We start from the raw sequence: 14,185 nt of genomic DNA, 5'->3' as shown, positions 1-14,185 counted from the left end.
ATGCCTGACCTGACCACCGCACCCGACGCCGAAATCCTGATGGCCCAGCCACGCGGCTTCTGCGCCGGCGTGGATCGCGCCATCGAGATCGTCGAACGTGCGCTCGCGCGCTTTGGCGCGCCGATCTACGTGCGCCACGAAATCGTGCACAACGCCTACGTGGTGGCCGACCTGCGCAGCAAGGGCGCGGTCTTCGTGCGCGAGCTGGACGAAGTGCCAGCCGGCGCCACCGTCATCTTCAGTGCGCATGGCGTGTCGCGCGAAGTGCGCGACGACGCCGCCGCGCGCGGCCTGCACGTGTTCGATGCAACCTGCCCGCTGGTGACCAAGGTGCATGTCGAAGTCGGCAAGATGCGTGCGGAAGGCTGCGAGATCGTGATGATCGGCCATCGCGGCCACCCCGAGGTCGAAGGCACCATGGGCCAGGCCAACGGCGGCATGGTGCTGGTCGAGACGGTCGACGACGTCGCCACGCTGCAGATCGCTGACCCGGCGCGGCTCGCCTACGTGACCCAGACCACGCTGTCGGTGGACGAGACCCGCGAGATCGTCGCCGCGCTGAAGGCGCGCTATCCGCAGATCCGCGAGCCGAAGAAGCAGGATATCTGCTATGCCACGCAGAACCGCCAGGACGCGGTCAAGTTCATGGCGCCGCAGGTCGAGGTGGTGATCGTGGTCGGCAGCCCCAACAGCTCCAACTCCAACCGCCTGCGTGAACTGGCGCAGCGCCTGGGCGTGCCGGCCTACATGGTCGATGCGCCGGAGCAGGTGCGCCCCGAATGGATCGCCGGCAAGCGCCGCATCGGCCTGACCGCCGGGGCCTCGGCGCCCGAGGCGCTGGCGCAGTCGATCGTCGACCGCCTGCGCGCGCTCGGTGCCCGCCAGGTGCGGGCGCTGGAGGGCATCGAGGAAAACATGGCGTTCCCCCTGCCGCGGGGATTGATGCCAGCCAGCGTCGCCGCCTGAGCTGCGACAGCGGGCCAGGCCCGAGCCTCCATACGCCAATGACAAAGGCGCCGCGCAATGCGGCGCTTTTTTTTTGCGTTTGCCCGCGCGGCGACGACTTGGGAGCTTATGACGCGCAATGCACATTATCGGTGCAATGCCATTGGTGCTGTATAACCTGCGTGTTTGGCGAACCGACAAATAGGGGTAATCCCCGTAACTGGGGTTTTCCCTATTATGGTGCGGCGCTACATTCTGCACATTAGAGATCGGTGAGTTGCATTTGAAATGAAATACCTAATTAATTAGGGCCTATTATAGTGGCGCACCGCGCGCCTAATCCTGCTGCCAAGGCGGTGCGGGCACGATTCTTGTGAGTATGTGAGACGGTCCCGCCTTGTGAGCGGGAATTGCCCCAATTTGTGCATTGGGGAAATTCCCTAGCTCATTTGAAGGGTAAATCGGTCGACTTGTTGCGTCGCGTATTGCATCTGCAAAGAAAGGGGATACAATGCGCGCGTTTCAAATTGAAACTAAACAACGGCGGTCCAGGGAAACGTCCGGGAGGCGTTGCAAATCCCTGTTTTTGTGAATCCTAGGAGATCACTCATGCAAATCACGTTTGCCAAGATTCTGCCGATCGCGGCCGCAGTGGCGCTGGTAGCAGCTTGCGGCAAGAAGGAAGAGAAGCCGGCGGATGCGGCCTCGGCGCCGGCCGCAGCAGCCCCTGCCGCGGGCGGTGGCGAGACCGTCGTCAAGATCGGCCACGCGGCCCCGCTGACCGGCGGTATCGCGCACCTTGGCAAGGACAACGAAAACGGCGCCCGCCTGGCCGTGGAAGAAGTCAACAAGGCCGGCCTCGAGGTCGGTGGCAAGAAGATCAAGCTGGAACTGGTCGGTGAAGACGACGCCGCCGATCCGAAGACCGGCACCTCCGTGGCGCAGAAGCTGGTCGACGCCAAGGTCGTGGCCGTGGTCGGCCACCTGAACTCGGGCACGTCGATCCCGGCCTCCAAGATCTATAGCGATGCCGGCATCGTGCAGATCTCGCCCTCGTCCACCAACCCGGACTACACCAAGCAGGGCTTCAAGACCACCTACCGCGTGGTGGCCACTGACGCCCAGCAGGGCCCGGCACTGGCCAACTATGCCAGCAAGACCCTGCATGCCAAGAGCGTGGCGATCGTCGACGATGCCACCGCTTACGGCAAGGGTCTGGCCGACGAGTTCGAGAAGACCGCCAAGGCCGCCGGCGTGAACGTGGTGGCGCGCGAAGCCACCAACGACAAGGCCACCGACTTCAAGGCCATTCTGACCAAGATCAAGGGCAAGAAGCCGGACGTGATCATGTACGGCGGCATGGATGCCACGGGCGGCCCGTTCGCCAAGCAGGCCAAGGAACTGGGCATCGGCGCCAAGATCGTCGGCGGCGACGGCGTCTGTACCGACAAGGTGGCCGAGCTGGCGGGCGATGCCGTGACCAACATCATCTGCTCCGAGGCCGGCCTGGCACTGTCGAAGATGGAGCAGGGCGCGGACTTCTCCAAACGCTACCAGGCGCGCTTCAACGCCCCGGTGCAGATCTACGCGCCATTCACGTATGACGCGGTGATGGTCATCGTCGATGCCATGAAGCGCGCCAACTCGACCGAACCGGCAGCCATCCTGGCCGAAATGCCCAAGACCAACTACAAGGGCGTGATCGGCAACATCGCCTTCGACGATAAGGGCGACATGAAGGAAGGCACCATCACGCTGTACGAGTACAAGGACAAGAAGAAGTCCGTCCTCGACGTGGTGAAGATGTAATCTGGGCTTACCGGCCCATCCGAACGGCACCGTGAGTATTTTGCGGTGCCGTTCTTTTTAGCCTCGCCTAATGTAGAAGCATCCTTACCCTGGATGGAGCATGGCGGGCCGCTTACCAGCAACCCAACCTCAGCAACGTTACCCATCACCACATCAATGTCCCCCCCGGCATCCACACCATGCCGTCAGGTAAGGGACTGAAGCAGGAGTTTTCATGGATATCTTTATCCAGCAGATCGTGAACGGTCTGGTGCTCGGCAGCATCTATGCGCTGATCGCACTGGGCTACACCATGGTCTACGGCATTCTGGGGATCATCAACTTCGCCCACGGCGATGTCCTGATGATCGGCGCGCTGACCGCCCTGTCAGCGATTCTTGGTCTGCAGAAGTTTGCCCCCGGCTTGCCCGAATGGCTGACACTGGTGATCGCAACGCTGATTGCGATGCCGGTCTGCGCAGTACTGTCTTATTCCATCGAGCGTATCGCCTACCGGCCCTTGCGCAATGCGCCACGGCTGGCCCCGCTGATTACCGCGATCGGCGTGTCCATCATCCTGCAGACGATGGGCATGCTGATCTGGTCGCGCAACCCGCTGACCTTCCCGCAACTGCTGCCGTCGGAACCGATCGACATCGGCACGACCGGCGCCACCATCACCGGCAAGGAAATGGTCATCATCGGCCTGGCCGTGATGGTCATGTCGGGCCTGCTCGCGCTGGTCAACCGCACCAAGCTCGGCCGTGCCATGCGCGCCACCGCCGAGAACCAGAAGGTGGCCGGCCTGATGGGCGTGAACCCCAACTTCGTCATCTCCGCCACCTTCATGATCGGCGCCACGCTGGCGGCGCTGGCCGGCGTGATGATGGCCACCAACTACGGCAACGCCCACTTCTACATGGGCTTTATCCCGGGCCTGAAGGCGTTCACCGCCGCGGTGCTCGGTGGTATCGGCAACCTTGCCGGCGCGATGGTCGGCGGCATGCTGCTGGGCCTGATCGAGGCGCTGGGTGCCGGCTATATCGGCGACCTGACCAATGGCGTGTTTGGCTCGAACTACCAGGACGTCTTCGCCTTTATCGTACTGATCACCGTGCTCGTCTTCCGTCCGTCCGGCATCATGGGCGAACGCGTGGCGGATCGCGCCTGAGGAGAGCGAATCCATGAATACCCCGATTCCATCCACGGCCGCCGTCGCGGCCCCGACGAAGGTGCCGGCCAAGACCCTGGCCGCACTGATCGGCTTTCTGGTGGTCGCGCTGTGCGCGCCGTTCATCGTCCAGACCCTGGGCGGCAACTACTGGGTCCGCGTGCTGGACTTTGCGCTGCTGTACATCATGCTGGCGCTGGGCCTGAACATCGTGGTGGGCTTTGCCGGCCTGCTTGACCTGGGCTATATCGCGTTCTACGCGGTGGGCGCCTACATGATGGCGCTGCTGGGTTCGCCGCACCTGGCGAACCAGTTCGAGTGGATCCAGCAACTGTTTCCCACCGGCATCCACCTGTCGATGTGGTTTGTATTGCCATTGGCAATCCTGGTGGCCGCGACCTTTGGCGTATTGCTGGGGGCGCCGACGCTCAAGTTGCGCGGCGACTATCTCGCCATCGTGACGCTGGGCTTCGGCGAAATCATCCGGATCTTCATGAACAACCTGGACCGTCCGGTGAACATCACCAACGGGCCCAAGGGCATCACGGCGGTCGACCCGGTCCATATCTTCGGCTTCGACTTTTCCAAGTCGCACGAGATCTTCGGGCTGAAGTTCTCGCCGGTGTTCATGTACTACTACCTGCTGGTGTTCCTGGTCATCGTGATCGTGTTCGTGTGCCTGCGGCTGCAGACTTCGCGTATCGGCCGGGCCTTCGTGGCAATCCGCGAGGATGAGATCGCGGCCAAGGCGATGGGCATCAACACCCGCAACATCAAGCTGCTGGCCTTTGCCATGGGTGCATCGTTCGGCGGCGCCTCGGGCGCGGTGTTCGGCGCGTTCCAGGGTTTCGTGTCGCCGGAATCGTTCACGCTGTGGGAGTCGATCTACGTGCTGGCCATCGTGGTGCTCGGTGGCATGGGCCATATCCCGGGCGTGATCCTGGGCGGCATCCTGCTGGTGGGCTTCCAGGAACTGCTGCGCGTGGTGGCCGAGCCGATGCAGACCGGTTTGTTCGGCCATGTCATCGTCGATGCCGAAGTGCTGCGCCAGCTGCTGTTCGGCCTGGCCCTGGTTGGCGTCATGCTGTACCGCCCGGCAGGCATCTGGCCGTCGCCGCGCAAGGAAGACCGCCCGGTGGTGCGCCGTGCGGGCAGCGTGGGCCGTTTCTGACCAGGAGGACAACATGAGCAACAACGATTTCCTCCTGTCGGTACAGGGGGTCAACAAGCGATTCGGCGGCCTGCAGGCACTGTCCGAGGTGGGCCTGCAGATCAAGCCGGGCGAGATCTATGGCCTGATCGGCCCCAACGGCGCCGGCAAGACTACCTTTTTCAACGTCATCACCGGCCTGTACACGCCGGATTCAGGCGAGTTCGTGCTGGGCGGCAAGGCCTACCAGCCGACGGCCGTGCATGAAGTGGCCAAGGCCGGCATCGCGCGCACGTTCCAGAACATCCGCCTGTTCGGCGAGATGACTGCGCTCGAGAACGTGATGGTCGGGCGCCACGTGCGTTCCAAGGCCGGCCTGTTCGGCGCGATCTTCCGGCCGCCTTCGGTGCGCCGCGAGGAAGAGGGCATCGAGGACATGGCGCACGACCTGCTCGACTATGTCGGCATCGGCAAGTACGCCAACTTCACCGCGCGCAACCTGTCGTACGGCCATCAGCGCCGGCTGGAGATCGCCCGAGCACTGGCGACCGAGCCCAAGCTGCTGGCGCTGGACGAGCCGGCCGCGGGCATGAACGCGACCGAGAAGGTCGAGCTGCGCGGCCTGCTCGACAAGATCAAGAACGACGGCAGGACCATCCTGCTGATCGAGCACGACGTAAAGCTGGTGATGGGGCTGTGCAACCGCCTGACCGTGCTGGACTACGGCAAGGTGATTGCCCAGGGCCTGCCGCACGAGGTGCAGAACAACCCCGCGGTGATCGAGGCCTACCTCGGCACTTCGGCGCACTGATGGCGGGAGGAAAGCAATGACACAACCGGCAATGAAACAGACAGTACTGAAGATCTCCGGCCTGAAGGTCGCGTACGGCGGCATCCAGGCCGTCAAGGGCATCGACCTGGACATCCAGGACGGCGAACTGGTCACGCTGATCGGCGCCAATGGCGCCGGCAAGACCACAACCATGAAGGCCATCACCGGCCTGCAGGGCTGGGCCGGCGGCGATGTGGAGTACATGGGCAAGTCGATCAAGGGCGTGCCCAGCTACACGCTGCTCAAGCAGGGGCTGGCGATGGTGCCGGAAGGCCGCGGCGTGTTCGCGCGCATGACCATTACCGAGAACCTGCAGATGGGCGCCTACACGCGCAACGACGAGGCCGGCATCAAGGCCGACGTCGACCGCATGTTCGGCATCTTCCCGCGCCTGAAGGAACGCGCCAACCAGCTGGCGGGCACCATGTCCGGCGGCGAGCAGCAGATGCTGGCGATGGCGCGCGCGCTGATGAGCCAGCCCAAGGTGCTGCTGCTGGACGAGCCTTCGATGGGCCTGTCGCCGATCATGGTCGACAAGATCTTCGAGGTCGTGCGCGATATCTCGGGACAGGGCGTGACCGTACTGCTGGTCGAGCAGAATGCGCGCCTGGCGCTGCAGGCCGCGCACCGCGGCTACGTGATGGAGTCCGGGCTGATCACCATGAGCGGGGAGGCCAAACAGATGCTGGACGATCCCAAGGTGCGGGCGGCCTACCTGGGCGAGTAAGCGGCGCGCCGCCGCTCCCATTCCGGCAACCCCGCTGCCGCAAGAGGGGTGAGGGAGAGGGCGGGCGCTCGCAGGCGCAAGGCCTTTCCCCTTGCCGCGGGGCCCCGCGCGCGCCGGCTCGGCCAGTGTGCGCGGGTTCTGCGATGCTGGCCCTCTCCCTCACTCCTCTGCGGCGATGATTGCTGATCCGGCTGCAAAGCAAAAAGCCTCGCGCAATGCGAGGCTTTTTGCCGTCTGCAGATGACCTGAAGGATCAGGCCAGCTTCTTCAGCAGCGTGCGCAGCATGCCGATCATCTGGTCGATCTCTTCGCGTGTGACGTTCAGCGCCGGCATGAAGCGCAGCAGGTTGGCGCGCGGCGCGTTCAGCAGCAGGCCCTGCGGCGCCATGTCGCGCGCTTCTTCCACCAGTTGCGGGCCGATGTCCTTGCCCAGCAGCAGCGCGCGCAGCAGGCCTTCGCCGCGTTCGCCTTCCATGCCGAAATCGGCCGACAGCGCCAGCAGCTGCTCCTTCAGGTATTCGCCCTTGGCCTTGACGTCGTCGAGGAAGCCCGGCGCGGTCAGCTGTTCCATCACGGCGCTGCCCACCGCGGTCATCAGCGGGTTGCCGTTGTAGGTGCCGCCCTGGTCGCCGGCCTCGAAGCTGGCGACTTCCGCCTTGCACAGCAGCGCCGACAGCGGCACGCCGCCGCCGATGCCCTTGCCCAGCGTCATGATGTCCGGCTCGACGCCCGACAGCTCATACGCGAACAGCGTGCCGCAGCGGCCGCAGCCGGCCTGCACTTCATCGACGATGAACAGCAGCTTGTGCTTGTCGGCCAGTGCGCGCAGGCCCTGCATGAACTCGCGCGTGGCGGGAATCACGCCACCTTCGCCCTGCACCGGTTCCAGCATGATGCCCACGGTCTTGTCGGTGATCAGCTTCTCGACCGAGGCCAGGTCGTTCAGCTCGGCCTTGGGGAAGCCCGGCACCTGCGGCGCGAAGATGGTGTCCCAGCCGGCCTTGCCCGACGCGCTCATGGTGGCGAGCGTGCGGCCATGGAAGCTGTGGTCCATGGTGATGATCTCGTAGGCGCCGTTCTTGTGCTTGCGGCCCCATTTGCGCGCCAGCTTGATCGCGCCTTCGTTGGCTTCGGCGCCGCTGTTGGCGAAGAAGACCTTGTCGAAGCAGCTGTGGTCGGTCAGCTGCCGGGCCAGGCGCAGCATCGGCTCGTTGTAGAACGCCGGGCTCGGGTTGATGATCTTCTTCGACTGCTCGACCAGCGCGTCGATCATGCCCTGGTTGGAGTGGCCCAGGCAGTTGACCGCCCAGCCCTGCACGAAGTCCAGGTATCGCTTGCCGTTGTGGTCCGTCAGCCAGGAGCCCTTGCCCTCGGTGAAGACGAGCTCGGGCCGGTTGGTGATGTACATCAGGGATTGGACGGGAAACTCAGCAAATGCCATGGCGGACTCCAGGGGTCGGCTTTAAACGATGGACGGACGGGCGAAGGGCAAACAAAAAAGCAGCAAAAAACAAAAAGCCACGGGGGTTGCCCGTGGCTCGTTGACCTGAACAGACGCAGTCGACGGTCAGCCGCGCGGCACCCCAGCGGGGAGCGACGTACGGAAGCTGCGGCGTCGGTTGAAGGTCGTATGCATGCGGGCAAATATAAGGTGCACGCGCCCGGGTGTCAAAACCAATTTTGGCGGACCCGGGCATTGTTGCGCTGACGGAACGGCGTGCGGCCGGGGTCAGGCAGCCGGCGTGGCCGCGTGCATGTCGGCCTCGGAGGTGAACGAGTCGGCGAAGAACGCGTCTTCGTGCAGCTTGCACTGGCGGGTGAAGTCGCCGCGCGCGGCGTTGATCATCACCGGCGCGCCACAGGCGTAGACCTCGTGGCCCGACATGTCGGGGTGGTCGGCGATCACGGCCTGGTGGACGAAGCCGGTGCGGCCCTGCCAGTTGTCTTCGGGCAGCACGTCGGACACCACCGGCACGTACCTGAAGTTGGGCAGGTCGCGCGCCCATTGTTCGGCCAGCGCGTGCATGTACAGGTCCTTGGGCCGGCGGCCGCCCCAGTACAGCGTCATCGGGCGCGTGATGCCGGTGTAGGCGGCGTGCTCGACGATGGCCTTGATCGGGGCAAAGCCGGTGCCGGAAGCCAGCAGGATGATCGGGGTATTCGATTCCTCGCGCAGGAAGAAGCTGCCCAGCGGGCCCTCGAAGCGCAGGATGTCGCGCTCCTTCATCGCCGGGGCGCCTTCCTTGGTGCCGAACACGTAGTCGGTGAAGGCGCCGCCAGGCATATGGCGGATATGCAGCTCGATCGGGCCGTCCTCGTGCGGCGGTGTGGCGATCGAATAGCTGCGGCGCTTGCCGTCGCGCAGCAGGAATTCCACGTACTGGCCGGCCAGGTACTGCATGCGCTCGGTCGCCGGCAGCTGCAGCTTGATGGCGATCACGTCATCGGCCAGGCGCTCCAGCGAGGTCACGCGGCATGGCACCTTCTTGATCGGGATGTCGCCGGCGCCGTGGACTTCGCGGCATTCGATGGTAATGTCGGACGACGCGTTGGCGCAGCAGAACAGCGCGCGGCCCTCGGTCCTTTCCTGCGCGGTCAGCGCGGCCGGGGCGTGGTCGCCCTGCTCGATGGTGCCCTCCAGCACGCGGCCCTTGCACGAGCCGCAGGCGCCGTTCTTGCAGCCGTAGGGCAGGCCGATGCTGTGGCGCAGGGCCGCGCCGAGGATGGTTTCGTCCGCGGCCACTTCGAACTTGTGGCCACTGGGCATGACGGTTACTTGATAAGCCATAATCGGTCTATGAGCAAAATTCAGTCGATGCTGCAGCCCTCGCGCCTCCCGCTCCCGCCGGTTCTCCCGGTCCCCAGCCGCCGGCTGGGCCGTCCGCGCCTGTTGATCGTCGGGTGCGGGGATGTGGGGACGCGCTGCCTGCGAATCCTGTCGTCGCGCATGCGCGTGTTTGCCGTCACGTCGCAGCCGGTGCGGCGCGCCGAACTGCGCGCCGCCGGCGCGGTGCCGCTGGTGGCGGACCTGGACCGGCCGGTGACGCTGGCGCGGCTGCGGGGGCTGGCCACGCAGGTGCTGGACCTGGCGCCGCCGCCCGGTCAGGGCGAGGGCGATCCGCGTACGCGTGCCTTGCTCGCCGCCTTGCGCCGCAAGGCCTGGCGGCAGGGCGTCACGCCTGGCGGCGAGCCCGCCATTCTACCCGACCGGGGCCTTCGCCGCCCTGCCTTTGTCTACGCCAGCACGTCGGGCGTCTACGGCGACCGGCAGGGCGCGCGGGTGTCGGAATTCCATGCCGTGCGACCGCAGACGGCGCGCGCGCGCCGCCGCGTGGCCGCCGAGGGGGCGGTGCGCGCCTTTGGCCGCGATGCCGGCTGGCGCGCCAGCATCGTGCGCATCCCGGGCATCTATGCCGCCGAACGGCTGCCGGTGGCCCGGCTCAAGCGCGGCACGCCCGCGCTGGTGCCCCAGGACGACGTCTACACCAGCCATATCCATGCCGACGACCTGGCCCGCATCATGGTTGCGGCGCTGTTCCGCGGCCGGCCGCAGCGCGTGGTCCACGCCAGCGACGATACCGAACTGCGCATGGCCGACTACTTCGACCTGGTGGCTGACCGCCGCGGCCTGCCGCGCCCGCCGCGCATCACGCGCGGCCAGGCGCGCGACGTAATCGAGCCGACGCTGCTGAGCTTCATGAGCGAGTCGCGCCGGCTCGACAACCGCCGCCTGAAGCGCGAACTGCGGCTGCGGCTGCGCTTTCCCACGGTCGCCTCCTTCTTCGACGCCTGACCGCGCCCGCGGTCGCACCCCGTGCCCTGGCACGGGGTTTGCTCATCCTCGCGTCACTTCAGTCCTGTCTATACAGCAACACTTCTGGTACGCCGACGTGGTGCTTTCCGCACCCATGACAAGCCACGACACCGTTGTGGTGGTAGATACCTCCGCGCCGTGCAGCCGATTTCTGCGGCGAAGTGACGTCTAGCCCCTCGGGGGAAGCCCTACATTGACTTGTATATACAGGCATTGTTTAATGCCCGAAAACGAGCGCGCCACAAGCATGGCTCGCCGTCGACGGACACACCAAAGGAGCGTACCGATGAGGATGGAAAGCCGCATGCTGGGCAGGATTCAAGGCAGGATTCGTGGCCGCAAGGCAATGCAGGCCGCGCTGTTTGCCGCGGCAGTCACCATGCCAGGCGCAGGCAACGCGCAGACCACCAAGGTCACGCTCGGCATGAGCGGCTGGACCGGCTTTGCGCCGCTGTCGCTGGCCGACAAGGCCGGCATCTTCAAGAAGAACGGTGTCGAGGTAGACATCAAGATGATCCCGCAGAAGGACCGTCACCTGGCGCTGGCCGCCGGTGCGATCCAGTGCGCGGCGACCACCGTCGAAACCCATGTGGCCTGGAACGCCAACGGCGTGCCGATCACGCAGATCGTGCAGCTCGACAAGTCCTACGGGGCCGACGGCCTGGCCGTGCGCAGCGACGTCAAGAGCTTTGCCGACCTGAAGGGCAAGACCATCGGCGTCGATGCGCCGGGCACCGCGCCGTACTTCGGGCTGGCGTGGATGCTGAAGAAGAACGGCATGTCGCTGAAGGACGTCAAGACCACGACGCTGTCGCCGCAGGCGGCGGCGCAGGCTTTCGTGGCCGGCCAGAACGACGGCGCCATGACCTACGAGCCCTACCTGTCCACCGTCCGCCAGAACCCGGACAAGGGCAAGATCCTTGCGACCACGCTCGACTACCCGATGGTGACCGACACGCTGGGCTGCACGCCCAAGTGGCTCAAGGAGAACCCCAAGGCGGCGCAGGCGCTGGTCGACAGCTACTTCGAGGCGCTGGAGATGATCCGCAAGGAGCCGGAGAAGTCCAACGAGATCATGGGCGCCGCGGTCAAGCAGTCCGCCGAGCAGTTCGCCAAGTCGGCCGCCTACCTGCGCTGGCAGGATCGCGAGGCCAACAAGAAGTTCTTCTCCGGCGAACTCGCCAGCTTCAGCAAGGAAGCGGCGGGCGTGCTGATGGACATCGGCGTGATCCGCCAGGTGCCCGACGTGACGGCGTTGTATGACGCGCGTTTCCTCAAGTAAGCCAGGCAGTCGCAAGGAGGCGTAACGTCATGACGCAAGCCCGAATCGGTTCCCACGCGCCCGCAGCCGCGGTGTCCGCCCCCACGGCGGCACCGGCGCGCCGGCGCCATCCCTGGCTGGCACCGCTGGTGCCGGTGTCGCCCAACAAGCGCTGGATGCTGGGCCTGTCTTTCTTCGTGCTGTTCTTCGGCGTGTGGGCCGCGGTGACGCTGGGCGGCTTCGTGCCGCGCACGTTCCTGGCCGATCCGCTGACGATGGCCAAAGAGGGCCTGATCCTGTTCACCGAGCACAACTTCATCGGCGACATCGGCATGACGGTGTGGCGCGTGGTCGGCGGCTTCGTGCTGGCGGCGGTGATCGCGGTGCCGTTGGGCATCTTCATGGGCGCGTACAAGGCGGCCGAGGCCTTCTTCGAGCCGTTCGTGTCGTTCTGCCGCTACCTGCCGGCCTCGGCCTTTATCCCGCTGCTGATCCTGTGGGCCGGCATCGGCGAGACCCAGAAGCTGCTGGTGATCTTTATCGGCTCGTTCTTCCAGATCGTGCTGATGGTGGCGGTGGCGGTCGGCGGCGCGCGCAAGGACCTGATCGAGGCGGCCTACACGCTGGGCGCCAACAGCGCCGGCATCGTGCGCCGCGTGCTGATCCCGGGCGCGGCGCCGGAAATCGCCGAGATCCTGCGGCTGGTGCTGGGCTGGGCCTGGACCTACGTGATCGTGGCCGAGCTGATCGGCTCCTCGTCGGGGATCGGGCACATGATCACCGACAGCCAGGCGCTGCTCAATACCGGGCAGATCATCTTCGGCATCATCGTGATCGGCTGCATCGGGCTGGTCTCCGACCTTGTCTTCAAGCGCGCCAACCAGCGCCTGTTCCCGTGGAGTTCGATCCAATGAGCGCACTGTCCATCCAGCAGGTCTCGCGTACCTTCTCCAACCCGCGCGGCGGGCAGACGCTGGCGCTGCAGCCGGTCGATTTCGAAGTGCGCGACAACGACTTCGTCACCATCCTGGGCCCGTCGGGCTGCGGCAAGTCCACGCTGCTGCGCATCGTGGCCGGGCTGGACACGCCTTCCACCGGCCGCGTGCTGCTCGACGGCCAGCCGGTCTCCGATCCCGGCGCCGACCGCGGCATGGTGTTCCAGTCGTACACGCTGTTCCCATGGCTGACGATCGAGCAGAATGTGCGCTTCGGCCTGCGCGAGCGCGGCATGAGCGCGGCGGAGCAGAAGGAGCGCAGCGACTTCTTTATCCAGCGCGTGGGGCTGCGCGGCTTCGAGCACCATTACCCGAAGCAGCTGTCGGGCGGCATGCAGCAGCGCACCGCGATCGCGCGGGCGCTGGCCAACGATCCCAAGATCCTGCTGCTCGACGAACCGTTCGGCGCGCTCGACAACCAGACCCGCGTGCTGATGCAGGAGTTATTGCTCGGCATATGGGAAGCGTCGCGCAAGACGGTATTATTCGTGACCCACGATATCGACGAGGCCATTTTCATGGCCAACCGGGTGGCGGTGTTTTCCGCCAGGCCGGGTCGGATCAAGAGCGATATCGCGGTCGATTTCCCGCATCCGCGCCATTACACCATCAAGACTTCTCCGGAGTTTTCCGCGCTCAAGGCGCGGCTGACCGAGGAAATCCGCGCCGAGGCAATTGCCGCGGCCGAGCACTGAAACGCCATGAACCACGCCGTCGGCTCCGCCACTCCCGCTTCCTCTCCCACCGCGCTTTACCAGCAGGTGAAGGAGTACATCGCCCGCCAGATCCAGAGCGGCGCGTGGCAGCCGGGCGACCGGGTGCCGTCGGAGCAGGAGCTGGTCAACCGCTTCGGCGTCTCGCGCATGACCGTCAACCGGGCGCTGCGCGAGCTGTCGGAGCAGGGGCGGGTGGTGCGCGTGGCCGGCGTGGGCACCTTTGTCGCCGAGCACAAGCCGCAGTCGACGCTGCTGTCGGTGGTCAACCTGCAGGACGAGATCCGCATGCGCGGGCATGACTATGCCTGTGACGTGATCCTGGTCGAGCGGGTCTCGGCATCGATCGAGGTGGCCGCCGCGCTGGAGCTGCATACCGGCGAGTCGGTGTTCCATTCAGTCTGCGTGCATCGCGAAGACGGCGTGCCGGTGCAGCTGGAAGACCGCTACGTGAACCCGCGCGTGGCGCCGGACTTCATCGGCCAGGACTTCAGCGCGACCCAGCCCGGCGAATACCTGTTGCGCCACGTGCCCTACGATCAGGTGGAGCACGTGGTCGATGCCATTGCCGCCACGCCGGAGCAGGCCGCGCAACTGGAAATGCCGCCTACGCAACCTTGCCTGATGCTGACCCGCCGCACCTGGACCAACGGCGTGCCAGTGACATTCGTTCGCTGCCTGCATCCGGGCAACCGCTACCGCCTCGGCAGCCGCTTCCGCGCCGACGGCAATCCCGCTTTCGGCTGATTCCCCTCGGGGGATCTGCCTTTGGTTCAATTTTTAGCCTAA

13 protein-coding genes are annotated in these 14,185 nt (G+C 65.5%); 11 read left to right on the top strand and 2 right to left on the bottom strand.

What is annotated here, in order from left to right:
* The 6 genes from ispH (at window position 1) to VSR71_RS03660 (ending at window position 6,613) form a co-directional block, all read left to right on the top strand.
* Window positions 1-966, top strand: a complete 966-nt coding sequence (ispH, locus tag VSR71_RS03685) for a 4-hydroxy-3-methylbut-2-enyl diphosphate reductase (RefSeq protein WP_342912554.1) — start codon at window positions 1-3, stop codon at window positions 964-966.
* A 588-nt stretch (window positions 967-1,554) separates the two neighbouring features.
* The gene (locus VSR71_RS03680) at window positions 1,555-2,754 is read left to right on the top strand and encodes a branched-chain amino acid ABC transporter substrate-binding protein (RefSeq protein ID WP_342912553.1); all 1,200 of its coding nucleotides are present in this window, start codon (window positions 1,555-1,557) and stop codon (window positions 2,752-2,754) included.
* A 214-nt stretch (window positions 2,755-2,968) separates the two neighbouring features.
* On the top strand, window positions 2,969-3,904 hold the full coding sequence (locus VSR71_RS03675) for a branched-chain amino acid ABC transporter permease (RefSeq protein WP_029045999.1): 936 nt from the start codon (window positions 2,969-2,971) through the stop codon (window positions 3,902-3,904).
* A gap of 13 nt (window positions 3,905-3,917) precedes the next feature.
* Window positions 3,918-5,075, top strand: a complete 1,158-nt coding sequence (locus VSR71_RS03670; protein WP_342912552.1) for an ABC transporter permease subunit — start codon at window positions 3,918-3,920, stop codon at window positions 5,073-5,075.
* Window positions 5,076-5,088: 13 nt separating this feature from the next.
* Window positions 5,089-5,865 carry an ABC transporter ATP-binding protein gene (locus VSR71_RS03665; RefSeq protein ID WP_342912551.1) on the top strand — a complete coding sequence of 259 codons (777 nt, stop codon included), beginning with the start codon at window positions 5,089-5,091 and terminating at the stop codon, window positions 5,863-5,865.
* Window positions 5,866-5,896: 31 nt separating this feature from the next.
* Window positions 5,897-6,613, top strand: coding sequence for an ABC transporter ATP-binding protein (locus tag VSR71_RS03660; RefSeq protein WP_342912550.1), 717 nt, complete (start codon window positions 5,897-5,899; stop codon window positions 6,611-6,613).
* Window positions 6,614-6,866: 253 nt separating this feature from the next.
* Here the strand turns inward: VSR71_RS03660 and VSR71_RS03655 are convergent, their stop codons facing one another.
* Window positions 6,867-8,054 carry an acetylornithine transaminase gene (locus VSR71_RS03655; RefSeq protein ID WP_342912549.1) on the bottom strand — a complete coding sequence of 396 codons (1,188 nt, stop codon included), beginning with the start codon at window positions 8,052-8,054 and terminating at the stop codon, window positions 6,867-6,869.
* Between the two features lie 288 nt (window positions 8,055-8,342).
* The gene (locus VSR71_RS03650; RefSeq protein WP_342912548.1) at window positions 8,343-9,401 is read right to left on the bottom strand and encodes a CDP-6-deoxy-delta-3,4-glucoseen reductase; all 1,059 of its coding nucleotides are present in this window, start codon (window positions 9,399-9,401) and stop codon (window positions 8,343-8,345) included.
* Between the two features lie 9 nt (window positions 9,402-9,410).
* Between VSR71_RS03650 and VSR71_RS03645 the strand changes: the two genes are divergently transcribed.
* The 5 genes from VSR71_RS03645 to hutC all read left to right on the top strand — a co-directional run bounded on the left by VSR71_RS03645 (window position 9,411) and on the right by hutC (window position 14,143).
* Window positions 9,411-10,406, top strand: a complete 996-nt coding sequence (locus VSR71_RS03645) for an NAD-dependent epimerase/dehydratase family protein (RefSeq protein WP_342912547.1) — start codon at window positions 9,411-9,413, stop codon at window positions 10,404-10,406.
* 367 nt (window positions 10,407-10,773) lie between these two features.
* Complete coding sequence (locus tag VSR71_RS03640) at window positions 10,774-11,709, top strand: ABC transporter substrate-binding protein (protein ID WP_428979344.1); 936 nt, start codon at window positions 10,774-10,776, stop codon at window positions 11,707-11,709.
* A gap of 29 nt (window positions 11,710-11,738) precedes the next feature.
* On the top strand, window positions 11,739-12,602 hold the full coding sequence (locus VSR71_RS03635; RefSeq protein WP_342912546.1) for an ABC transporter permease: 864 nt from the start codon (window positions 11,739-11,741) through the stop codon (window positions 12,600-12,602).
* Window positions 12,599-13,378 (top strand): ABC transporter ATP-binding protein, encoded by a 780-nt coding sequence (locus tag VSR71_RS03630; RefSeq protein ID WP_063240172.1) that lies wholly within the window; start codon window positions 12,599-12,601, stop codon window positions 13,376-13,378. Before VSR71_RS03635 ends, VSR71_RS03630 begins: the two co-directional genes overlap by 4 nt.
* Window positions 13,379-13,384: 6 nt before the next feature.
* Entirely contained in the window at window positions 13,385-14,143 is a 759-nt protein-coding gene (gene hutC, locus VSR71_RS03625; protein ID WP_029046008.1) for a histidine utilization repressor, read from the top strand.
* Window positions 14,144-14,185 lie beyond the last annotated feature (42 nt).

The sequence above is a fragment of the Cupriavidus oxalaticus genome (assembly GCF_038900635.1).
Taxonomy (GTDB): domain Bacteria; phylum Pseudomonadota; class Gammaproteobacteria; order Burkholderiales; family Burkholderiaceae; genus Cupriavidus; species Cupriavidus oxalaticus_B.
Note: the sequence above shows the minus strand (reverse complement) of the source record. Positions and strands in the feature narration are given on the sequence as shown.

Excerpts from the sequence above, each read along its gene's own strand:
- VSR71_RS03670 (WP_342912552.1), top strand. The coding sequence starts at position 3,918 with ATGAATACCCCGATTCCATCCACGGCCGCCGTCGCGGCCCCGACGAAG.
- VSR71_RS03635 (WP_342912546.1), top strand. The coding sequence starts at position 11,739 with ATGACGCAAGCCCGAATCGGTTCCCACGCGCCCGCAGCCGCGGTGTCC.
- VSR71_RS03660 (WP_342912550.1), top strand. The coding sequence starts at position 5,897 with ATGAAACAGACAGTACTGAAGATCTCCGGCCTGAAGGTCGCGTACGGC.
- VSR71_RS03630 (WP_063240172.1), top strand. The coding sequence starts at position 12,599 with ATGAGCGCACTGTCCATCCAGCAGGTCTCGCGTACCTTCTCCAACCCG.
- hutC (WP_029046008.1), top strand. The coding sequence starts at position 13,385 with ATGAACCACGCCGTCGGCTCCGCCACTCCCGCTTCCTCTCCCACCGCG.
- VSR71_RS03655 (WP_342912549.1), bottom strand. The coding sequence starts at position 8,054 with ATGGCATTTGCTGAGTTTCCCGTCCAATCCCTGATGTACATCACCAAC.
- VSR71_RS03650 (WP_342912548.1), bottom strand. The coding sequence starts at position 9,401 with ATGGCTTATCAAGTAACCGTCATGCCCAGTGGCCACAAGTTCGAAGTG.
- VSR71_RS03680 (WP_342912553.1), top strand. The coding sequence starts at position 1,555 with ATGCAAATCACGTTTGCCAAGATTCTGCCGATCGCGGCCGCAGTGGCG.
- ispH (WP_342912554.1), top strand. The coding sequence starts at position 1 with ATGCCTGACCTGACCACCGCACCCGACGCCGAAATCCTGATGGCCCAG.
- VSR71_RS03640 (WP_428979344.1), top strand. The coding sequence starts at position 10,774 with ATGCAGGCCGCGCTGTTTGCCGCGGCAGTCACCATGCCAGGCGCAGGC.
- VSR71_RS03645 (WP_342912547.1), top strand. The coding sequence starts at position 9,411 with ATGAGCAAAATTCAGTCGATGCTGCAGCCCTCGCGCCTCCCGCTCCCG.
- VSR71_RS03675 (WP_029045999.1), top strand. The coding sequence starts at position 2,969 with ATGGATATCTTTATCCAGCAGATCGTGAACGGTCTGGTGCTCGGCAGC.
- VSR71_RS03665 (WP_342912551.1), top strand. The coding sequence starts at position 5,089 with ATGAGCAACAACGATTTCCTCCTGTCGGTACAGGGGGTCAACAAGCGA.